The sequence below is a fragment of the Arthrobacter sp. FW305-BF8 genome, assembly GCF_021789315.1.
In the GTDB taxonomy this organism is placed as follows: domain Bacteria; phylum Actinomycetota; class Actinomycetes; order Actinomycetales; family Micrococcaceae; genus Arthrobacter.
On record NZ_CP084561.1, the window covers coordinates 1,884,278 to 1,905,331 of the forward strand.

At 68.6% G+C, this 21,054-nt stretch carries 16 protein-coding genes; 9 read left to right on the plus strand and 7 right to left on the minus strand.

Annotated features, from left to right (window positions below):
• Positions 1-57 precede the first annotated feature (57 nt).
• The gene (gene pcp / locus LFT45_RS08430; RefSeq protein WP_236807907.1) at positions 58-726 is read left to right on the plus strand and encodes a pyroglutamyl-peptidase I; all 669 of its coding nucleotides are present in this window, start codon (positions 58-60) and stop codon (positions 724-726) included.
• Here pcp and LFT45_RS08435 read toward each other — a convergent pair.
• The gene (locus LFT45_RS08435) at positions 723-1,400 is read right to left on the minus strand and encodes an SIMPL domain-containing protein (RefSeq protein ID WP_236807908.1); all 678 of its coding nucleotides are present in this window, start codon (positions 1,398-1,400) and stop codon (positions 723-725) included. The genes pcp and LFT45_RS08435 overlap by 4 nt on opposite strands.
• A complete protein-coding gene (locus LFT45_RS08440; RefSeq protein WP_236807909.1) occupies positions 1,393-1,941 on the minus strand; it encodes a hypothetical protein in 549 nt (182 codons plus the stop codon). The genes LFT45_RS08435 and LFT45_RS08440 overlap by 8 nt, the downstream gene beginning before the upstream one ends.
• A gap of 264 nt (positions 1,942-2,205) precedes the next feature.
• On the opposite strand from LFT45_RS08440, the gene pheS reads away from it, so the two are divergent.
• Entirely contained in the window at positions 2,206-3,267 is a 1,062-nt protein-coding gene (gene pheS, locus LFT45_RS08445) for a phenylalanine--tRNA ligase subunit alpha (protein ID WP_236807910.1), read from the plus strand.
• 2 nt (positions 3,268-3,269) lie between these two features.
• The gene (pheT, locus tag LFT45_RS08450; protein WP_236807911.1) at positions 3,270-5,813 is read left to right on the plus strand and encodes a phenylalanine--tRNA ligase subunit beta; all 2,544 of its coding nucleotides are present in this window, start codon (positions 3,270-3,272) and stop codon (positions 5,811-5,813) included.
• A 160-nt stretch (positions 5,814-5,973) separates the two neighbouring features.
• On the opposite strand, the gene LFT45_RS08455 is transcribed toward pheT, so the two are convergent.
• The 5 genes from LFT45_RS08455 to LFT45_RS08475 form a co-directional block, all read right to left on the minus strand.
• Positions 5,974-7,017, minus strand: coding sequence for an AAA family ATPase (locus tag LFT45_RS08455; protein ID WP_236807912.1), 1,044 nt, complete (start codon positions 7,015-7,017; stop codon positions 5,974-5,976).
• Between the two features lie 81 nt (positions 7,018-7,098).
• Entirely contained in the window at positions 7,099-8,448 is a 1,350-nt protein-coding gene (locus tag LFT45_RS08460; protein ID WP_236807913.1) for a M1 family metallopeptidase, read from the minus strand.
• Positions 8,449-8,471: 23 nt separating this feature from the next.
• The gene (locus LFT45_RS08465; RefSeq protein WP_236809195.1) at positions 8,472-12,401 is read right to left on the minus strand and encodes a Pls/PosA family non-ribosomal peptide synthetase; all 3,930 of its coding nucleotides are present in this window, start codon (positions 12,399-12,401) and stop codon (positions 8,472-8,474) included.
• A gap of 196 nt (positions 12,402-12,597) precedes the next feature.
• The gene (locus LFT45_RS08470; RefSeq protein ID WP_236807914.1) at positions 12,598-13,563 is read right to left on the minus strand and encodes a quinone oxidoreductase family protein; all 966 of its coding nucleotides are present in this window, start codon (positions 13,561-13,563) and stop codon (positions 12,598-12,600) included.
• 92 nt (positions 13,564-13,655) lie between these two features.
• A complete protein-coding gene (locus tag LFT45_RS08475; protein WP_236807915.1) occupies positions 13,656-14,762 on the minus strand; it encodes a fatty acid desaturase family protein in 1,107 nt (368 codons plus the stop codon).
• Positions 14,763-14,939: 177 nt separating this feature from the next.
• On the opposite strand from LFT45_RS08475, the gene argC reads away from it, so the two are divergent.
• The 6 genes from argC to LFT45_RS08505 all read left to right on the plus strand — a co-directional run bounded on the left by argC (position 14,940) and on the right by LFT45_RS08505 (position 21,049).
• The gene (gene argC, locus LFT45_RS08480; protein ID WP_236807916.1) at positions 14,940-15,971 is read left to right on the plus strand and encodes an N-acetyl-gamma-glutamyl-phosphate reductase; all 1,032 of its coding nucleotides are present in this window, start codon (positions 14,940-14,942) and stop codon (positions 15,969-15,971) included.
• Complete coding sequence (argJ, locus tag LFT45_RS08485) at positions 15,968-17,134, plus strand: bifunctional glutamate N-acetyltransferase/amino-acid acetyltransferase ArgJ (RefSeq protein WP_236807917.1); 1,167 nt, start codon at positions 15,968-15,970, stop codon at positions 17,132-17,134. The genes argC and argJ overlap by 4 nt, the downstream gene beginning before the upstream one ends.
• Positions 17,135-17,203: 69 nt before the next feature.
• Positions 17,204-18,163, plus strand: coding sequence for an acetylglutamate kinase (gene argB, locus LFT45_RS08490; RefSeq protein WP_236807918.1), 960 nt, complete (start codon positions 17,204-17,206; stop codon positions 18,161-18,163).
• Positions 18,160-19,509, plus strand: a complete 1,350-nt coding sequence (locus LFT45_RS08495; protein WP_236807919.1) for an acetylornithine transaminase — start codon at positions 18,160-18,162, stop codon at positions 19,507-19,509. Before argB ends, LFT45_RS08495 begins: the two co-directional genes overlap by 4 nt.
• Positions 19,506-20,513: an ornithine carbamoyltransferase gene (argF, locus tag LFT45_RS08500; protein ID WP_236807920.1), complete on the plus strand. Its 1,008-nt coding sequence runs from the start codon at positions 19,506-19,508 to the stop codon at positions 20,511-20,513. The genes LFT45_RS08495 and argF overlap by 4 nt, the downstream gene beginning before the upstream one ends.
• Positions 20,513-21,049, plus strand: coding sequence for an arginine repressor (locus LFT45_RS08505; protein WP_236807921.1), 537 nt, complete (start codon positions 20,513-20,515; stop codon positions 21,047-21,049). Before argF ends, LFT45_RS08505 begins: the two co-directional genes overlap by 1 nt.
• Positions 21,050-21,054 lie beyond the last annotated feature (5 nt).

A 21,054-nucleotide genomic window follows, 5' to 3' on the forward strand; every position in this document is an offset into this window, starting at 1 on the left:
AGTTAAGTCAAGGCCCGCCGTCGGCGTTTCCTGCGGAGGGGCGGCTACGCTGGGTCCATGATTCTGCTCACCGGCTTTGAACCTTTCGGCGGCCAGCCGATGAATCCGTCGTGGGCGGCCGCCCTGTCCGCGCGGGATCTGCTCCGGGCCGAAGGCTTCGCCGTGGAGGCCGCGGAACTGCCCTGCGTGTTCGGCGCCGCCGGGAGTGTGCTGCGCAATGCCCTCGGTGGCCTGGAGCCGGAACTGGTGGTGTGCATCGGGCAAGCCGGAGGCCGCGGGCGCGTGTCACTGGAACGGGTTGCAATCAACTGCGATGACGCGCCCATCCCGGACAATGCAGGGAACCGGCCCGTGGACCGGGAGGTGGTGCCCGCGGGCCCGGCAGCCTACTTCACTTCTTTGCCGATCAAGGCGGCCCTTCTTGCCGTGGAAAGTGCAGGTGTTCCCGCCGAGGTCTCACAGACGGCGGGAACGTACGTCTGCAACCACACTTTCTATACACTCATGCACGAGCTCGCGACCCGGCCGGGTGTCCGCGGCGGGTTCGTCCACGTGCCGTTCGCGCCTGACCAGGTAGAGCAGGGGAGCGCTGTCCCGTCACTGCCTGTCGCTGCAATGGCGGCGGCGATTGCCGCCGTCGTCCGGACGTCGGTTAGCCAGCCGTCCCAGCCATCCGGCGTAATTCAGCCAGCCGACGTCGCGCTCGCCGCCGGCAGCCTGCACTAGGGCACCGGCGGCATCCCTGACCGGGGGTGCAGCTCCCACGCAACCGTGACGCTGGTGCTGACGCCGGATTCACCGGCTTCCACCGTCAAGGCGTCGGCAGCGAAGGCCCGCTGCATCCCGCCCACCGGGATGGGGGCAGACGGTACCGGTTGCTGCCGCACGGAGGCCACCTCACCCAGCTCAGCGCCCGCAAGCGCGGCCAGCTGTGAGGCTGCTGCCCGCGCGTCGGCCCAGGCGGCCTCGCGGGCCAGCGCCGTCACGGCTGCAGCATCGGCAAAGCCGAGCTGCACGCCATCCAGGCGGACGTCGTTGCCGCCGGCCTCCACGGCAGCAGCGATTATTCCGGAGCCGGAGGCAAGATCCCGCAACCGGACGCTGAGCATGCTGGATGCCACGTACCCGGTGACCTGCTGGCCCCGGCCCTCCTGCCAGAGGACGTCGGCCCGGACGTTGAGCCCCGACGTCCTGATGTCCCGGTTCTCCACGCCCCTGCTGCGCAGCGCAGCCGTCACGGCAGCGGAGGCCTCGCCGGCGGCGGCATAGGCATCGACCGCGCTGTCGCGCCGGCATTCCACGCCAATGGAAAGGGTCAGCAGGTCCGGCGCCGCATCCGCGGTTCCGGTTCCTGTGACTTCGACAGTCCGGGCTTCCGCCCGGCCCGCAGGTTCACTCATGCCTGTTCCTCCGGTCGTGCCTGTTCCTCCGGTCGTGCCTGTGCCTCCGGTCATGCCTGCGCCTCCGGTCATGCCTGCCCCTCCGGTCCACGTAGCCGCCGGCCTCCAGGCCGGCGTGCCGCTCGAAGGGATTTCCCGACGCCGGATCGCCGTACCGCGCGGCCGACCAGGCCGCGGCCGCGAAATAGAACAGCAGGAAGGGCAGCCCGAGGCACCAGGCGTACTGGGTGCTGTGCCGCTCCTCATGGCCCAGCAGTAGGCGGCTCGTCAAGGCGGCGTCCGGATCGGTGCGGAAGATGACCACGTTGCCCACCGTGAAGGCGCCAGCCACCGGCAGCCGCCAGCGGTAACCGGTGGCGACAATCAGGCCGCGGGGACCCCGGAACGTCCGGGTGCGGGCCAGCCCGGCAAGCACCAGCCCCAGCGGCGTGGAGGCGTTCAGCAGGTTTGCGAGCTGCCTCAGGCGCTGTCCTCGTGTCAGCTGTCCTCGTGTCAGCGGGCCCGGGGTCAGCGGGCCCCGGGTTAGGGGGCCTTGAGTCATGAGGCCATGCTAGCCGCGGGCCGCGGTGCAATACAGGCGTCCACAGGCACCCGCTGTCAATTAGACCGGCGCTGTCAATTAGACTGGAAACAGCGCCCGCCGGCCATCCGCCGGTGAGCCTGCCCTTGTCTATGGATGGCGTCTTTGGATGACGTCCTTGGACGACTTTCTGCAAAGACGTGCCAGCGACGGACGCGCTGCCGGGGAAACCGGCGCGGCTGCACCGGCCGCTGGCATCACCCGACTCGTAGCTAAGAACAGTAGATGACTGAAACTTTGCCGGGCGCCGCCGTCCCGAACCCTCTGGATGAAACCGCCATCAACGCCGCCGTGGACCAGGCCGTCGCCGCCATTGCCGGCGCGTCCACGCTCGATGAACTCAAGACAGTCCGCCTGGCCCACACCGGCGAGAAGTCGCCGCTCAGCCTCGCCAACCGTGAGATCGGAAGCCTGCCCAAGGATCAGAAAGCCGCCGCCGGCAAGCTGATGGGAACATCCCGCGGACGTGTTAACAAGGCGCTCGCGGACCGCACCGTCCAGCTCGAGGCGGAGAACGACGCCCGCATCCTCGTCGAGGAGACCGTGGATGTCACGGCAGCCCCGCGCCGCCGCCGGGCCGGAGCCCGCCATCCGCTGTCCACGCTACAGGACCGCGTCGCGGACATCTTCGTGGGCATGGGCTGGGAAATCGCCGAAGGCCCCGAGGTGGAATCCGAGTGGTTCAACTTCGACGCATTGAACTTCAAGCCGGACCACCCGGCCCGCGAAATGCAGGACACGTTCTTCGTGGAGCCGCCGGAAGCGCATCTGCTGATGCGCACGCACACCTCGCCGGTGCAGGTCCGGTCCATGCTGGAGCGGGAGCTGCCGATCTACGTGCTGTGCCCGGGCAAGGTGTTCCGCACCGATGAGCTCGACGCCACGCACACCCCGGTGTTCCACCAGTTCGAGGGCCTGGCCATCGACAAGAAGCTCAGCATGGCTGACCTCCGCGGAACCTTGGAGCACTTCGCGCGCCAGATGTTCGGCGACGAAGCCCAGATCCGGCTGCGCCCCAACTACTTCCCGTTCACCGAGCCGTCCGCCGAGCTGGACATCTTCCACCCCGGCGCCAAGGGCGGGCCCCGCTGGATCGAATGGGGCGGCTGCGGCATGGTCAACCCCAATGTCCTGCGGGCTGCCGGCATCGATCCGGACGTCTATTCAGGCTTTGCCTTCGGCATGGGCATCGAGCGGACGCTCATGTTCCGCAACGAGGTCGGCGACATGCGCGACATGATCGAGGGCGATGTACGTTTCAGCGAGCACTTCGGGATGGAGATCTAACAGTGCGTATCCCACTTTCCTGGCTGCGTGAATTTGCGCAGGTACCGGCCGGAGCCACGGCCGAAGACGTCATGGCAGAGCTGGTCAAGGTCGGCTTTGAAGAGGAAGCGGTCCACCGCCCCACGGACGCCCTGCGCGGACCCGTCGTGGTGGGCCAGGTCCTGAGCCTGGTCAAGGAACCGCAGTCCAACGGCAAGACCATCAACTGGTGCCAGGTCCGCGTCGTCCCCGAGGGACAGGAGCAGACCCTGACCGGCAAGGGCATCGATCCGTCCGGCGTGCAGGGCATCGTCTGCGGCGCCCACAACTTCGTCGAAGGTGACAAGGTGGTGGTCACCCTGCCGGGCGCCGTCCTTCCCGGCGACTTCCACATCTCGGCGCGGAAGACCTACGGCCACATGTCCGCGGGCATGATCGCCTCCGTCCGTGAACTGGGCATCGGCGAGGACCACGACGGCATCCTGGTGCTCTCCCGGATCGGCCTGGACCCCGAGATCGGGACGGACGCCATGGAGCTGCTGGGCCTCTACGACCAGGCCGCCGAAATCAACGTGACGCCGGACCGCGGCTACGCGTTCTCGATCCGCGGCGCGGCGCGCGAATACGCCCACGCCACCGCCACGGTATTCACGGACCCCGCGTCGAAGGTCAACGCGCCAGCTGTCCTCTCCGGCGGCTACGGCGTCAAGATCAACGACGACGCGCCCATCTACGGCAAGCCCGGCTGCGACCGCTTCGTAGCGCGTACCGTCCGCGGTGTGGATGCCACCCGGCCCACGCCCCCGTGGATGTCTTCACGACTGCGCCTGGCCGGCATCCGGTCCATCTCGCTGCCGGTGGACATCTCGAACTACGTGATGCTCGAGCTCGGCCAGCCGCTGCACTTCTACGACCAGGACAAGCTGTCCGGCGACATCGTGGTGCGGCGTGCGGTGGCGGGGGAGAAGCTGACCACGCTCGACGGCAAGGAACGTGCGCTTGACGCCGAGGACCTGCTGATCACTGACGCCTCCGGCCCCATCGGCGTCGCCGGCGTCATGGGCGGCGCGTCCACCGAGGTTACCGACGCCACCACGGCTGTCCTGATCGAGGCCGCCCACTTCGAGGAAGTTTCCATTGCCCGCTCGCGCCGGCGACACAAGCTCCCGTCAGAAGCCTCCAAGCGCTTCGAACGCGGCGTGGACTGGCAGGTCGCCAACATCGCGGCCCAGCGCGCCGTCGACCTTCTCGTGGAACTGGCCGGCGGGACCGCCGAAGAGGCGGGCACCGACGTCGGAACCGCCCCGGATCCGGTGACCATCGCGCTGCCGGGAGAATATCCCGCGGCCCGGATTGGCATCGACTTCACCGAAGAGCAGATCGTCACGTCCCTCGAGGATCTGGGCGCCGTTCTCGAAAAGTCCGACGCCGGCTGGACCGTTACCGCGCCGAGCTGGCGGACCGACCTGGAAACCAAGGAGGACCTCTCCGAGGAGGTGGCCCGCCTGGTGGGCTACGACCAGATCCCCGCGACCCTGCCGGTGGCGCCTCCAGGCCGTGGCCTGACCCGCGTGCAGCAGCAGCGCCGCCGCCTGCTCCAGGCCCTGGCGGACGCCGGCCTGACCGAGGTCCTGGCCTACCCCTTCGTGTCGAAGGCCGCCAATGAGACGTTTGGCGTGGCCGAGGAGGGCGCACCCCGGACCGCGGTCAAGCTTGCCAACCCGATCAGCGAGGAGCAGGGCTACCTGCGCACATCGGTGCTGCCGGGCCTGCTGGAGGTGGCTAAGCGCAACCACTCCCGCGGCTTCCGCGACCTCGCCGTCTTCGAAGCCGGCATGGTATTCCTGCCCGGTGACACGCTGGGCACGCCGTCCATCCCACCGCTGGGCGTCAAGCCAACCGATGAGGTGCTGGACGCGCTGTACGACGGCGTTCCGGACCAGCCGCTGCACGTCGCCGCCGTCCTGACCGGCCATGATTCGCCCGCCGCCGCAGGTCACGCGCCGAGGCTGTGGGACTGGGCGGATGCCCTGGACATCGCACGCCTGGCAGGCGACGTCCTTGGTGTGGAGCTTGTCGTCACCCAGAGCCGGCACCAGGCGTTCCACCCTGGCCGCGCCGCGCAGCTTTCGCTGCGCTCTGGCGAGCTGGTGGGATACGCCGGCGAGCTGCACCCCAAGCTCCTGGCCGCGCATGACCTGCCGGCACGGACCGTCGCGCTGGAACTGAACGCGGATGCCCTGTTCGAGGCAGCGGCCGACGTCGTGGTGGCCCGGCACATCTCCACCTTCCCGGTGGCCACGCAGGACGTGGCACTCGTGGTGCCGCAGGACGTCCCCGCCGACGACGTGCTGGCAGCGCTGCGTGAAGGCGCCGGCGAGCTGCTTGAGGACGTGGCCCTGTTCGACGTCTATGCGGGCAAGGGGATCGAGGACGGCAAGAAGTCCCTCGCCTTCGGCTTGCGGTTCCGCGCCACCGACCGGACCCTCACGGCCGACGAGGCATCGGAGGCGCGGGAGCACGCCGTCGCCACCGCAGCCGAGCGGTTTGGTGCCGTCCAGCGCTAGCTGAAAATAAAGGCAGACCACGCCTTTTGAACTGCTCCTCGGAAGTTGGACTGAAAAACCAGTTCTGACTTACGGGGAGCAGTTTCGTGTTTGCGGGGCAGTTCGTGGTCTGCGGAGCAGCGCGAGGCCGCGGTGGTGCTGTTTGCGGCGGCAGATCCGGTCAGGCCTGGAGCCAGCGCCACCAGCGTGGCTGCTCCGGTTCCGGTGTCGGTTCCGGCTCCGGCTCCGGCTGCTCGCCCAAGGCCAGCGCGGCCTCGGTGATGTCGTCCGCGGTGAGCGTCATGACGGCCTCACGGTCCAGCGCGTCGAGGCTTTGTTCCTTGTCGAGCGAGAGCCGCAGCGCCTGGCGGTTGAGCGCCTGCTCGAACAGCGTGCGGGCGAACCGTGCGTTGCCGGAGTCCTCGCCCGCGTGGAGCCCGGCGAGGATGCGGCGCAGCATCTGGTCCGCACCCGGCTCCAGCGTGTACTCGTGCTGGGCCAGCATCTGGTGGAAGATCGTCTGGAGTGCGTCGACGGAGTAGTCGGGAAACGTGATCTCGCGGGCGAACCGGGAGCGCAGCCCGGGGTTCGAGAGCAAGAAGGACTCCATCAGCCGCGGGTACCCGGCCACGATCACGACCAGGCGGTGGCGGTGGTCCTCCATCCGCTTGAGCAGGACCTCGATCGCCTCGGGGCCGAAGTCCGTCCGGCCGTCCTCCGGGGCCAGCGCGTAGGCCTCGTCGATGAACAGGACACCGTCCAGCGCGCGCCGGATCACCCGGTCCGTCTTGATGGCGGTCGCGCCGACGTACTGCCCGACCAGGCCCGAACGGTCGACCTCGACCAGGTGGCCTTTCTGCAGCAGACCGACCGCGCGGTACATCTCGGCCAGGAGCCGCGCCACGGTGGTCTTGCCCGTGCCCGGGTTTCCGAGGAACACCAGATGCTGTGAAGTGGCCACCTCCGGCAGGCCGTGCGCCTTACGGCGGGCCTGGACCTGGAGCAGTGCGACGAGGGCCCGCACCTGTTCCTTCACGGTCTCCAGACCGACCAGCGCGTCGAGCTCGGCCTGCACCTCGGACAGCGGCCGGGCCGGCCCGGGCCTCGCACCGATGAGATCGCCGACCAGGTCGTCGACGCGCTCCGAACCGTGCAGCTTGAGCTGATCGGTCAGATGGCCGATGGTTTCGCGCAGGTCGTCGAGCGGATTGCGGCTGGAAGCCATGCATCCACTGTAGTACCCGATTCCCGACCGGGGTTTGGCGTGGTCTTTCTTTATGTCGGAAAACCTGGTGCCGGACGCAACCTACGGCAGTGGCGGCAGGGCTTCTTCGTACAGCCAGGGATGCAGCAGCGATTCCGAGTCCAGCCCCGTGACACGGTCGGCCGTGAGGATGAACTCGGGGGTCGACACGGAACTGTGGGCATGTACTCGGGTCCATTCCTGCAGCAGCGCGAAGAAGGCGAGGTCGCCGCAGCGGCGGCGCAGGGCGTGCAGAGCCAGTGCTCCGCGCTTGTAGACCCTGTCGTCGAACATGAGCTCGGGTCCGGGATCGCCCACCGCAAGGTCCTGGGCGCCGGCGTTGAGCCGCCGCCAGGCGGCCAGCGCCCGCTCGTGGGCGGACATCACGCCGGCTTCCTCGGACCAGATCCACTCGGCGTAGCAGGCGAAACCCTCGTGCAGCCAGATGTCGCTCCACGTGCCGAGCGTCAGCGAGTTGCCGAACCACTGGTGGGCCAGTTCATGGGCGATCAAGCGCTGTGAATCCCACCCGGCATCCAGATGGTTGGCGCCGAGGATGGACAGCGACTGGGCCTCGAGCGGGATTTCCAGCTCATCGGCGGTGACCACCACCGTGTACTCGGGGAATGGATAGGGGCCGAAGCGGCTCACAAACGTGCTCATCATGGCCTCCTGCCGGGCCAGCGCTGTCTCCGCCCGGCCCACCAGCTGCGCCGGTGCCGCAACGAACTGGGGCACGCCGGCCGAGTCCGGCAGTCTCACCAGCCCATACCGGCCGATCTGGATGGTCGCCAGATACGTCGCCATCGGTTCACGCTGCTCGTACACCCACGTCTGGCGGCTTGACCTCACGGTCTGCCCCACGAGGAGTCCATTGCAGACGGCCCGGTAGCCGGCGTCAGTGGTGACGGCGATGCGGTAGCTGGCCTTGTTCCGCGGGTGGTCGTTGCACGGGAACCATGACGGCGCCCCGTTGGGCTGGCCGGCGACGAGGACGCCGTCGGTGAGCTCCTCCCAGCCCACCTCGCCCCAGAGCCCCCTCCGGGGCCGCGGGTTGCCGTCATACCGGATGTCGAGGCTGAATTCGGAGCCCGCCTCGAGGGGCTGTTCGCAGTGCACCACGAGCTGTTCCGCCCGCTGCGTGAACTTCCGGACGCGGACCCCGTTCAGCTGGATCTTCAGGGCGCGGAGGCCGGTCATGTCGAGCACGACGGCGGAGGTGCGGCGGGCTGCCACAGCTGCCAGGACTGCGCGGCCGGTCAGCCGGTTGCTGGCGAGCTTGTAGTCCAGCTCCAGTTCATAGTGCAGGACCCGGTAGGCATCTGTTCCGTGGCCCGGGACGTAGGGGTCGCCGGTGGCCGCGGCGCCGGCAGAGAGGACGGCGGCCGGGCCGGGCGATTCTCCGGAGCTCATTCTGCGTGTGACTTCCTTAGCTGTTATTTGAGGCGCGGAGCGGGAACGGCGGGCCCGGCCCAGGGGCTGACCGGGTTGCCCATCCAGTAGGTCCCGGCCGGAACAGTCTCGCCCCGCATCACCAGGGACGCCGGACCAACGGTCCCGCCCTTGCCAATCCTCGCCTGCGGCAGAATCACGCCGTGCGGGCCCATCGTCGCCCCGTCTTCGAGACTAACAGTGTCGATGCTCATGATGCGGTCGTGGAAGAGGTGGGTCTGGACGACGCAACCACGGTTGACCGTGGAGCTGGCACCGAGCGTCACCAGGTCCGCTTCAGGAAGCCAATAACTTTCACACCACGTGCCGCGGCCGATCTTGGCGCCGAGGGCGCGCAGCCACCAGACGAGGGCCGGGGTGCCGCTGGCCGACCGGGCAAACCACGGGGCGCTCACCATCTCGATGAAGGTGTCCACCACCTCGTTGCGCCAGATGAAGGAGCTCCACAACGGGTGCTCGCCGGTCTTGATCCTGCCCACGAGCAGCCACTTGGCCGCCACGGAGCAGCCTGCCGCCACCCCGCCCGCGAACAGCAGGACCACGCCTCCCAGTGCCGCTGCCGCACCGTAGCCCAGGGCGGTGGCGAGCCAGTCGAAAACGAGCATCACGGCGAGGGCCAGACCCACTGTCAGGGCCACCGGCACGAACCGGCACAGTTCCCAGAGCGTCCTGGCCACCTTGAGCCGGGCCGGCGGCTGGAAGGTGCGGGTGCTGTCGGACGCCACCGCGGTGCGGCGCAGCCTGACGGGCGGGCTGCCCAGCCAGGAGGTGCCTGACTTGGCCTTGCCCGGAGTCGCCGAGAGAACTGCGACGAGGGAGTTCTTGGGCACGCTGCGCCCGGCCGCGGTCATGCCGGAGTTGCCAAGGAAGGAGCGCTTTCCGATTTTCGCGGGCGCAATCCGCATCCATCCTCCGCCGAGCTCATAGGAGGCCACCATCGTGTCGTCGGCGAGGAAGGCACCCTCGCCCACCGTGGTCATGCGCGGCAGCAGCAGGACAGTGGAGGCCTCAACATTCTTTCCGACCTTCGCCCCCAGCAGCCTCAGCCAGACCGGCGTAAACAGGCTGGCGTAAATCGGGAACAGCAGGTCCCGAGCCATGTCCAGCACCCGCTCCGTGGCCCACACCTGCCAGCCGACACGGCTGCGCACGCGGTAGTAGCCCTCCTTCAGGCCCACGCCCAGGCCCCTGGTGGTGACCAGGATGAGCAGCATGTTGGTGAGGAACCAGGTCAAAGCGGCGAGCGGTAGCGACGCGAGCACCTGCGGCCAGGCAGCAAGCAGGGACTCGCTGCCCCGAATGAACAGGTAGACCACCAGGGCCGCGGCTCCGGCTGAAGCGTAGGGGATCAGTGCGAGGACGGCGGACGCGGCGGCGAAGGCCGTGAACCAGAGGCGCCCCAGGAGGGAACTGACCGGCTGCGCCGCGGGCCAGTCCTGCTTCGCCTTGCCGCGCCGTCCTGCCGGGGAGCCTGCCACCACCTGGCCGGCCTTGACCTTGCCCAGCACCGCGGAACCCGGTTCCACCTGGCCGCCGGCGCCGATGCTGGCCCCGGGCATCAGGGTGCTGCGGGCTCCCACGGTGGCGTCCGCGCCCACGTGGATATGGCCGATGCGGACGATGTCGCCGTCGATCCACCATCCGGACAGGTCCACCTCAGGCTCTATGTTGCAGCCGCGGCCCAAGGTGAGCAAACCGGTCACCGGGGGCAGGGAATGCAGATGGACGTCTCTCCCGATCTTGGCGCCGAGGGCCCGGGCGTAGTACGGCACCCAGGGCGCACTGGCAAGGCTCACGGCGCCGGCCAGGTCCTGGATCTGTTCGGCCAGCCAGAGGCGCAGGTGGACTTTGCCGGCCCGCGGGTAGGTCCCGGGCTGCACGTTGCGAAGCAGGAGGCGGGCGGCGGCAACAGAGAGGGCCATCCGTCCCGCCGGGCTGACGAAGAGCAGCCAGGAGGCGGCCACCCACCACCATGACACGGTGGGCGCGGCCGTGAACCCGGCAACCGCGAACAGGATGTTGTTGGCAGCCATCAGATAGGTCAGCCAGCGCATGCCCGCCAGAATGTGCAGCGGGATGCCCATCAGGGTTTGGAAGACCTGTGACTTCAGGGCCGTGGGGCGGACCGGCCGGTCGGGGGCAGGGCCGGCGGAGACGCCGTCGGGCATGGACTGGCGGGCCGTCTCGATCAGCGCGCCGATGCGCGGGGTGGCGTAGATGTCCGCCACGGTGATGGTGGGGTAGCGGACCCGGAGCGCGGAGACGAGCTGCGCCGCGGCCAGCGAACCTCCGCCGTGGGCGAAGAAGTCAGCGTCGAGGCCGGCCACGCTGGTGCCCAGGACGGCCTGCCACTGGTCAACGACCCACTGGGCATCCTCCGGCAGGTTCAGGGGTGCGGCATCCGCATCCGCGGCGCCGGCACCCGGAAGGGGCCACGGCAGCGCATGCCGGTCCACCTTCCCGCTGGTCTTGGTGGGCAGTGTGTCGACGACGGTCAGCATGGGGATGAGCGGGGCAGGCAGCGTGGCGGAGAGCAGTTCACGGAGCGCGGCCAGGTCCGGGGCGGAGCCCGTGCCGCCAGCGGGGGCAAGGTAACCCACGAGGACCTGGTTGCCGGCCGCCGTCGTGCGTACCGCCGCGGCGGCGCCCGCAACCCCCGGCAGGGACTGCAGGGCAGCGTCGATCTCACCGAGTTCAATCCGGCGGCCGCCAAGCTTGACCTGCTCGTCGGCGCGTCCCATGAAGATCAGGCCGGCGCGCTCGAAGCGGACCAGGTCGCCGGAGCGGTAGGCGCGTCGCCATCCCAGCGTGGGCATGGGGGCGTATTTCTCCGCATCCTTCTGCGGATCCAGGTAGCTGGCCAGCCCCACGCCGCCGATGATGAGCTCGCCGACCTCACCTTCGGCCACCGGGACGCCGTCGGAGTCCACCACCGCCAGGTCCCAGCCGTCCAGGGGGAGCCCGATCCTGACCGGACCGGTACCGCCCAGCGGAGCGGCGCAGGCCACCACCGTCGCCTCGGTGGGTCCGTAGGTGTTCCACACCTCACGGCCGTCCACCGCCAGGCGCTCGGCCAGCTCCGGCGGGCAGGCCTCGCCGCCGAAAATCAGCAGCCGGACGTTCTCTAGGGCCTCTGCAGGCCACAGCGCCGCGAGAGTGGGAACGGTGGAGACCACCGTGATGCCGTGGTTGATCAGCCACGGTCCGAGGTCCATGCCGGTCCGGACCAGAGCCCGCGGGGCAGGGACCAGGCAGGCGCCATGCCGCCAGGCCAGCCACATCTCCTCACAGGAGGCGTCGAAGGCCACCGACAGTCCCGCGAGCACACGGTCCTGCGGCCCTACCGGATCGTCCTGCAGAAAAATGCGGGCCTCCGCGTCGACGAACGCGGCCGACGAGCGGTGCTGTACAGCGACGCCCTTGGGCGTCCCCGTGGAACCGGACGTGAAGATGACCCAGGCGTCGTCGTCGGGCGCGGCCGGGCGCGGAGCCGGGAAGGGGCGCGGCCGCTTGTGGTCCGTGACGATCTCGCCGTTGGCCCGCAAAATGCCGGCCACCCGGGCCTCACCGAACACCAGCTTCGCCCGTTCATCCGGATCGTCCGCGTCCACGGGGACGTAGGCGGCGCCGACCAGCAGCACGGCGAGGATTGCGATGTAGAGCTCGTTGGTACCGGAAGGGATCCGCACTCCGATTTTGTCTCCCGCTCCCAGACCGGCCTGGTGCAGCCGCCGGCCCTCGGCCTTGACCCCGGCCAGGAGCTGGGCGTAGCTCAGGGAGCGGCGGCCGTCGTCCAGCGCGGAAGCGTCGGGATACCGGGCGGCCGTCTCGGCCAGGATGTCCACCAGGGTCCGCTCCGGCGGGGCGGCGGCAGCGCGGGGCAGCTGCGCTGCATGGACCTGCGCCGCGTGCACCTCTGCCGCCGGCGCGCCGGCGGCAGAGGGAGCGGTGGTGTCCAGGGTTTTGGGGAGGGGCTCAATCACGGCTGGATTCTCCCCCGGCAAGATGAACGGAAGGTGACATCGTTTCCCCTCCATTCATCCGGGCTGCTCTGTTACCGGCCGCCGCGTTACGGGCCGGCAGTATTAGCCTGCAGTATTACAGGCCAAGTTACGGGACCAGCAGAACCTTGCCGGTGGTGCGCCGGCCCTCCAGGTCTTCGTGCGCCCGGCCGGCCTCGGCCAGCGGGTAGGTGGCGCCGATGCGGACATTGAGGCTGCCGTCGGCGGCTGCGCCGAAGATTTCGGTGGAGCGCCACAGCCGTTCCTGCGGGTTGCCGAGGAAGTGCGCCAGTGACGGGCGCGTCAGGGTCAGCGAGCCGCCGGCATTAAGCCGCTGCGGATCCACCGGCGGGACTGGCCCGGATGCCGCACCGAAGAGCACCAGTGAACCGCGGGTGCGCAGGCTGGCCATGGAGCCGTCGAACGTGTCCCGTCCGACGCCGTCGTACACCACGTTCACGCCTGCACCGTGGGTCAGGTCCCGGACGGTGTCGGCGAAGCCGTCGTAGCGCAGCACCTCGTCTGCGCCGGCACCGCGGGCCAGGGATTCCTTCTCATCAGTGGAGACGGTGGTGATGACGCGGGCACCGCGGGCCTTCAGCAGCTGGATGAGCAGCAGGCCCACCCCGCCGGCGCCGGCATGGACCAGCACGTTGTGTCCGGGCTCAACGCGGAACGAGGAGTTGATCAGGTAATGCGCCGTCATGCCTTGAAGGGGGAGCGCCGCGGCGGTGTGGTCGTCCACACCGTCCGGCACCGGCAGCGCCTTCACAGCGTCCAGCACGGTGTACCCGGCGTAGCACGCGGTGCCCTCGGCTGTGGCCACCCGGCTTCCCACGGTGTAGTCCTCAACGCCCTCGCCCACTTCCTCGACGACGCCGGCCGCTTCGGATCCCGGGGTAAAGGGGTAATTCACCTTGTACGTGCCGCTGCGCTGGTAGGTCTCGATGAAGTTGACGCCCGTTGCCGCTACCTTCACCAGCAGCTGGCCGGGACCGGGGACGGGGCGTTCGACCTCCGTGAAGTCCAGGACCTCAGGTCCACCCGGCTGCCGGGCGACGATGGCGTGCGTCATGGAGTTTCTCCTTTTCCGGGCCGGGACCTCCGGCACCCTTCCTCACCTCATCCTAGGGACCGGGACGGTGCAGGCGAAGTCGGGGCAGCCGGTCAGTAGCGCCGGGAGACCGCAGCCATGGGGCATTCGAAGCGGCGTCCCGCCGCGAGCCCCACCTCATTGAGGTACCGGACTACGATCCCGAATGACGCGGCCAGCGTGGTTTCAGTAAGGGGAATTCCCTGCGTTTCGCAGTGCTGGCGCACAATCGCTGTTGCCTTATGCAGCTGGGGCCGGGCCATGTCGGGGAAGAGATGATGCTCCACCTGGCGGTTCAGGCCGCCGAGCAGGATATCCATGTACCGGCCGCCGGAAATGTTGCGCGATGTCAGCACCTGGCGGCTGAGGAAGTCAACACGGCTGTCCGCCGGAAGGACCGGCATGCCCTTGTGGTTGGGTGCAAAAGATGCACCCATGTAGAAGCCGAAAACAGCGAGCTGCACGCCGATGAAGGCGGCTGCCATGCCCAGCGGCAGAAATGTAAACGCCAGCACAGGAAGGATGCTGAGACGCGCCAGCAGTATCGGCAGTTCCACCCAGCGGTGGGTGACCTTGGCGCGCCGGAAGATGAAGCGCACCGAATCTATCTGCAGGCCGAGGCCCACAAGGAACAGCAGGGGGAAGAACAGCCAGCCTTGCTTGCGCGTCAGGAAGGCCAGCCAGCCCTGCCGTTCGGCCGCGGCTTCAGCGTGGAAAACGATGGCGCCGGGCGCGATGTCAGGGTCCTTGGCTATGACGTTCGGGTGGTTGTGGTGGGCCCCGTGTTTCTGTTCCCACCACGAGTAGCTGATGCCGGCAACGGATGTGGCCAGGAGCCGCGCGGACCATTCATTGGCACGCCGGGAGGCGAATATCTGGCGGTGACCCGCCTCGTGGGCCAGGAAGCTCAACTGCGTGCAGATGATGCCGAGCGCTGCGGCGATAAGGAGCTGGAACCAGCTCTGGCCGATCAGCGCGAAACCGAACCAAGCCGCTGCCATGAGGACTGCCAGCACGGAGAAGACGGTGATGTAGAAGCCCTGTTGCCGCTGCAGGAGTCCGGCCGCCCGCACGGACTTGAGCAGGTCGGAGTAACTCTGCGTTACAGGGTTAGCCTTGTGTAGCGTGGGCGCCTGGAGAATACGGGGCTGGGGGCGCCCGGGAGTGATAGTGGGGGCCATGTAGTGCGTGCCTCGTAACGATAGCGGGCAACGCTGCGGCCGACATTCGGCGCGCACGGTCTGGATCACCCTCTGGCAAGCATACTCTGGCTGGGGGGCTGGCCTTCCCGGCAAGGCGTGGACTATCCATGCATAAATATCGGGACCTATGCATACTCTTGCTGTATAGTCGTTTGTATGACTATTTCTGTTGCCGTTTCCGGGGCCAGCGGCTACGCCGGCGGCGAAGTCCTCCGCCTCCTGGCCGGCCATCCGGACGTCACCATCGGCGCCATCACGGCCCACAGCAACGCCGGTTCCAGACTAGGCGAACTGCAGCCGCATCTCCATGGCCTGGCCAGCAGGATTCTCGAGGACACCAGCGTGGAGAACCTGTCCGGGCACGACGTCGTGTTCCTGGCCCTCCCGCACGGGGCGTCCGCCGAGATCGCGGCCAAGCTCCCCGAAGGAACGGTGGTGATCGACGCCGGCGCGGACCACCGCCTGGAGTCCGCCAACGCGTGGGAAAAGTTTTACGGCTCGGACCACGCCGGAACGTGGCCCTACGGTCTGCCTGAACTGCCGGGCCAGCGCGAGAAACTCAAGGGCGCCAACCGGATCGCCGTTCCGGGCTGCTATCCGACGTCGGCGCTGCTCGCCCTCACCCCCGGCTTCGCCGGCGGCCTGCTCGAGGGGAGCGACGTCGTCATCGTCGCCGCCTCCGGCACCTCCGGCGCCGGCAAGGCTGCAAAGGTGAACCTGATCGGCGCCGAGGTCATGGGCTCCATGAGTCCCTACGGCGTGGGCGGCGGCCACCGGCACACGCCGGAAATCGAGCAGGGCCTGTCCAACGCCTCCGGCGAGCCGGTGACGGTTTCCTTCACGCCCACCCTGGCCCCCATGAGCCGGGGCATCCTCACCACCGCCACAGCACGGGTCAAGCCCGGCGTCGGCGCCGAGGAACTGCGACGTGCCTGGGCGGAGGCGTACGACGACGAACCGTTCGTCCACCTGCTGCCCGAGGGCCAGTGGCCCACCACCAAGTCCGTGCAGGGCTCCAACCACGCTGCCATGCAGCTGGCTTTCGACCCGCACGTCGGGCGCGTCATTGTCACGTGCGCCATCGACAACCTGACCAAAGGCACCGCCGGTGGAGCGGTGCAGTCCATGAACATTGCCCTTGGCCTGCCGGAGACCGCCGGCCTCAACCTGCAGGGAGTTGCCCCGTGACCGTTACCGCCCCCAAGGGATTCCGTGCCGCCGGCGTCACTGCCGGACTCAAGGCCTCGGGAAACCCTGACCTCGCCCTCGTGGTCAACGACGGACCGTCCAAGGCCGCAGCCGCCGTGTTCACCTCCAATCGGGTGGCCGCGGCCCCCGTCCACTGGTCCCGCCAGGTGGTCTCGGACGGCCGTGTCGACGCCGTGATCCTGAACTCCGGCGGCGCCAACGCCTGCACCGGCCCGCAGGGGTTCCAGAACACGCACACGACGGCGGAGAAAACCGCCGAAGCCCTGGGCCTGTCGGCCACCGACGTCCTTGTCTGTTCCACCGGCCTGATCGGCGAGCAGCTGCCCATGGACAAGATCGTCCCGGGCATCGACGCCGCGGCGGCCGCCCTCAGCACCGACGGCGGCGCGGACGCCGCCACGGCCATCATGACCACCGATTCGGTGTCCAAGCAGGCGGTGTTTACCGGGGCGGATGCCGACGGAAATGAGTTCACCATCGGCGGGATCGCCAAGGGTGCCGGCATGTTGGCACCCGGGCTCGCCACCATGCTGGTGGTGCTCACCACCGATGCCGACGTCCAGCCGGAAATGCTCGACCTCGTCCTCCGGGATGCCACGCGCGTCACCTTCGACCGGGCAGACTCCGATGGCTGCATGTCCACCAACGACACGGTGGTGCTGCTGGCCTCCGGCGCGTCCAAGGCCGTCCCGTCGGCCGAGGCATTCGGCCAGGGCCTTACCCAGGTGTGCGCCGAGCTGGCCCGCAAGCTGATCGGTGACGCTGAGGGCGCCAGCCATGACATCGCGATCAGGACGTTCAACGCCGCCACCGAACGCGACGCCGAAACCGTCAGCCGCGCCGTTGCCCGCTCCAACCTCTTCAAGGCGGCCATCTTCGGCAAGGACCCCAACTGGGGCCGCGTGCTCTCCGCCGTGGGAACCACCGACGCCGCGTTCGAAGCGGACCAGCTCAACGTGTCCATGAACGGCATCCAGATCTGCCAGAACGGCGGCATCGGCCAGGACCGCAAGCTCGTGGACCTGGAGCCGCGTGAGGTGCTCGTGGAGATTGACCTGCAGGCCGGTGGCGCGGAAGCCACCATCTGGACCAACGACCTCACGCACGACTACGTCCACGAGAACAGTGCCTACTCAAGCTAGATGGGGCCTACTCGAGCTAGATCCGCCTACTCAAGCTAGATCCGCCGGCAACCCTGGAGAACCAGCCGCATGAACACCCAGACCCGCGAGTCAACGTCCATGAGTGACGCCCAAGACAAGGCCGGCACGCTCATCGAAGCCCTGCCGTGGATCCAGCGCTTCGCCGGAACCACCATGGTGATCAAATACGGCGGTAACGCCATGGTCAACGACGAGCTGCGCCGTGCCTTCGCCGAGGACGTCGTGTTCCTCCACCACGTGGGCATCCACCCCGTGGTGGTGCACGGCGGCGGCCCGCAGATCAACTCAATGCTGGGCAGGCTCGGCATCGAGTCGGAGTTCAAGGGCGGCCTGCGCGTGACCACGCCCGAGGCCATGGACGTGGTGCGCATGGTCCTGACCGGCCAGGTGGGGCGCGAACTGGTGGGCCTGATCAACTCGCACGGGCCCTACGCCGTCGGCATGTCCGGTGAAGACGGCGGCCTGCTGCGCGCCGTCCGCACCGGAACCGTCGTTGACGGCGAGCAGGTGGACCTCGGGCTCGTGGGCGAGGTGGTGGGAGTGGACCCCGCCGGCATCGTGGACATTCTCGACGCCGGCCGGATCCCGGTGATCTCCACGGTCGCCCCGGAGATCACCGACGCCGGCGAGGGCGTGGCGGGTACGGCCCGGTTCCAGCCCACCGGCCAGGTCCTGAACGTCAACGCGGACACCGCGGCGGCGGCCGTTGCCTCCGCGCTGGGCGCCTCCAAGCTGGTCATCCTGACCGACGTCGAAGGCCTCTACGCCAGCTGGCCGGACAAGTCCTCGCTGATTTCATCCCTGACGGCCTCCGAGTTACGGGACATGCTGCCCAGCCTCGAATCAGGCATGATCCCCAAGATGGCCGCCTGCCTCAAGGCGATTGACGAGGGAGTTGAGCGGGCGCATATCGTGGACGGCCGGCTGCCCCATTCAATGCTTCTTGAAACATTTACGACCGCCGGAATAGGCACTCAAGTTGTCCCAGATGAGGAAGTGAATCCATGAGTCGCACCGAACTGAGCCATTCCGCTGAAGGCCGCAGCAGCGATGGGGGCCCGGGTGTGGTCGGGCACCGCGAAGCGGGCGGGGCCCCCATCGCTGCGGAGGCCGCCGCAACCACGCTCGTCGCCAACAGCAGTGGCTCTGAGTGGCTGGCGCGTTACTCCTCGTCGCTCATGGGTGTCTTCGGCACGCCCCAGCGGGTGCTGGTCCGCGGCGCCGGCTGCCTCGTCTGGGACGCCGACGGCAAGGAGTACCTGGACCTCCTGGGCGGCATCGCCGTCAACGCGCTGGGCCACGCCCACCCGTTCGTGACCTCGGTGATCTCCAGCCAGCTGGCCACCCTGGGGCACGTCTCCAACTTCTTCACCAGCCCCACCCAGATCGCGCTGGCCGAAAAGCTGCTGGAACTCAGCGCGGCGCCGGCCGGGTCCAAGGTGTTCTTCACCAACTCCGGCACCGAGGCCAACGAGGCCGCCTTTAAACTTGCCCGCCGGAACTCGGGTACCTCCGCCGGGGAAGCCGGCGGCAAGCCCCGCACCCGGATCATCGCGCTCGAAGGCGCATTCCACGGCCGGACCATGGGAGCACTGGCGCTCACCGCCAAGGAGGCCTACCGTGCGCCCTTCGAGCCGATGCCCGGCGGTGTTGAGCACATCCCGTTCGGGGACATCGAAGCGCTGCGCAACGCCGTCGATGACACCGTGGCTGCGGTTTTCCTGGAGCCGATCCAGGGCGAGGCAGGTGTCCGCCCCCTTCCCGCCGGCTACCTGAAGGCCGCCCGCGAATTCACCGCGGAGGCCGGTGCCCTGCTGATTCTGGACGAGGTGCAGACCGGCATCGCCCGCACGGGCAAGTGGCTGGCCAGCGAGGACGCCGGGATCGTGCCGGACGCCATCACCCTGGCCAAAGGGCTCGGCGGTGGTTTCCCGATCGGTGCCCTCGTCACGTTCGGCGAGCAGACGTCGTCGCTGCTGTCCGCTGGGCAGCACGGCACCACGTTCGGCGGCAACCCGGTGGCCACGGCCGCGGCCCTGGCCACCCTGCATGCCATCGAAAGCCAGCACGTGCTGGACAATGTCCGCGCTGTCGGTGAGCATGTCCGGCAGGCGCTGGCCGCCGTCGACGGTGTCACCGAGGTGCGCGGCGAGGGCCTGCTGATCGGCTTCGACCTGGACGCCGACGTCGCCCCTGCCGCGGTGACCGCGGCCCTGGACGCCGGCTTCATCATCAACAGCCCCGGCCCCCGCACCATCCGCCTGGCCCCGCCGCTCATCCTGACCACCGAGCAGGCAGACCGTTTCCTGGCCGCCCTTCCGGCCATCCTGCAAACCGCAAAGGACGCACAGTGACTTCCACCGGCACCATCCGCCACTTCCTCAAGGACACTGACCTGAGCCCTGCCGAGCAGGCGGAAGTCCTTGAACTCGCGGGACGAATGAAAGCAGCGCCGTACAGCGTCCAGCCGTTCGCCGCCGAAGGCAGCGGCCGCAAGACCGTTGCTGTGATCTTCGACAAGACCTCCACCCGGACCCGGGTCTCCTTTGCCACCGGCGTAGCGGACATGGGCGGCAATGCCCTGATCATCAACCCGGGCGAGGCGCAGATCGGCCACAAGGAATCCGTGGAGGACACCGCCAAGGTCCTCGAGCGCATGGTCTCCACCATCGTGTGGCGGACCGGCGCGCACTCCGGCCTGGTTGCCATGGCGGAAAACTCCAAGGTTCCGGTCATCAACGCGCTGTGCGACGACTACCACCCGTGCCAACTGCTGGCCGACCTCCTGACCGTCAAGGAACACAAGGGCGAACTCAAGGGGCTCACCATGGCCTACCTCGGCGACGCCGCGAACAACATGGCCAACTCCTACCTGCTGGCCGGCGTCACTGCCGGCATGCACGTCCGCATCGCCGGTCCCGAGGGCTACCTGCCTGCGGCAGGCATCGTGGCCGCCGCCCAGGAACGTGCCGCCGAAACCGGTGGATCCGTCCTCATCACCACGGACGCGGCAGAGGCACTTAAGGGAGCCGACGTCGTCGCCACTGACACCTGGGTCTCCATGGGCCAGGAAGCGGAAAAGGAAGCACGGATGAAGCTGTTCCGTGAATACTCCGTGGACGAGGCTGCGCTGGCGCAGGCCGCCGCTGACGCCGTCGTGCTGCACTGCCTTCCCGCCTACCGCGGCTACGAGATCTCGGCCGGCGTGATTGACGGGCCGCAGTCGATCGTGTGGGACGAGGCCGAGAACCGGCTGCACGCGCAGAAGGGGCTCATGGCCTGGCTGATGCACCGGTCCGGGCTGGCGTTCGTCGACGGTCTTTCTCCCGTTGAGGGCACCGGGGAGAGCACGTTCTAGTGTCCACCAACCCGGCGGTCCCGGGCGCCAGCCCGGCCACCAAAACCGCCCGCCAGGCGCGGATCACGGCGATCCTGACGGGCGAATCGGTGCGTTCGCAGGCCGAGCTTGCGGCGCTGCTCGCGGACGACGGCGTGCAGGTCACCCAGGCCACGCTGTCGCGTGACCTCGTGGAGCTGGGTGCCGTCCGCGTCCGCGGCAAGGAGGGCGTACTGGTGTATGCCGTTCCCGGTGAAGGCGGGGAGCGGGCGGCCAGGAGCGGGGTCAGCCAGGAAATCCTTGACGCCAGGCTGGCGCGGCTGTGCGGTGAACTGCTGGTCACCGCGGAGGCCTCGGCCAACATCGCCGTGCTCCGGACGCCGCCGGGAGCGGCGAACTTCCTCGCCCTCGCCATTGACCATTCCGTGATGCCCTCGATCCTGGGCACCATCGCCGGAGACGACACCGTGCTGCTCGTCGCCCGGGACCCGCTGGGGGGACCGGAGCTGGCTGCGCGGTTCCTGCAGCTCGCCGAGGAAGCCGGCCCGGGACAGTAGCATCC

Bases quoted from the DNA above. Each gene is read 5' to 3' on its own strand.
- pcp (WP_236807907.1), top strand. From the start codon at position 58: ATGATTCTGCTCACCGGCTTTGAACCTTTCGGCGGCCAGCCGATGAAT.
- LFT45_RS08435 (WP_236807908.1), bottom strand. From the start codon at position 1,400: ATGAGTGAACCTGCGGGCCGGGCGGAAGCCCGGACTGTCGAAGTCACA.
- LFT45_RS08440 (WP_236807909.1), bottom strand. From the start codon at position 1,941: ATGACTCAAGGCCCCCTAACCCGGGGCCCGCTGACCCCGGGCCCGCTG.
- pheS (WP_236807910.1), top strand. From the start codon at position 2,206: ATGACTGAAACTTTGCCGGGCGCCGCCGTCCCGAACCCTCTGGATGAA.
- LFT45_RS08455 (WP_236807912.1), bottom strand. From the start codon at position 7,017: ATGGCTTCCAGCCGCAATCCGCTCGACGACCTGCGCGAAACCATCGGC.
- LFT45_RS08460 (WP_236807913.1), bottom strand. From the start codon at position 8,448: ATGAGCTCCGGAGAATCGCCCGGCCCGGCCGCCGTCCTCTCTGCCGGC.
- LFT45_RS08470 (WP_236807914.1), bottom strand. From the start codon at position 13,563: ATGACGCACGCCATCGTCGCCCGGCAGCCGGGTGGACCTGAGGTCCTG.
- LFT45_RS08475 (WP_236807915.1), bottom strand. From the start codon at position 14,762: ATGGCCCCCACTATCACTCCCGGGCGCCCCCAGCCCCGTATTCTCCAG.
- argC (WP_236807916.1), top strand. From the start codon at position 14,940: ATGACTATTTCTGTTGCCGTTTCCGGGGCCAGCGGCTACGCCGGCGGC.
- argB (WP_236807918.1), top strand. From the start codon at position 17,204: ATGAACACCCAGACCCGCGAGTCAACGTCCATGAGTGACGCCCAAGAC.
- LFT45_RS08495 (WP_236807919.1), top strand. From the start codon at position 18,160: ATGAGTCGCACCGAACTGAGCCATTCCGCTGAAGGCCGCAGCAGCGAT.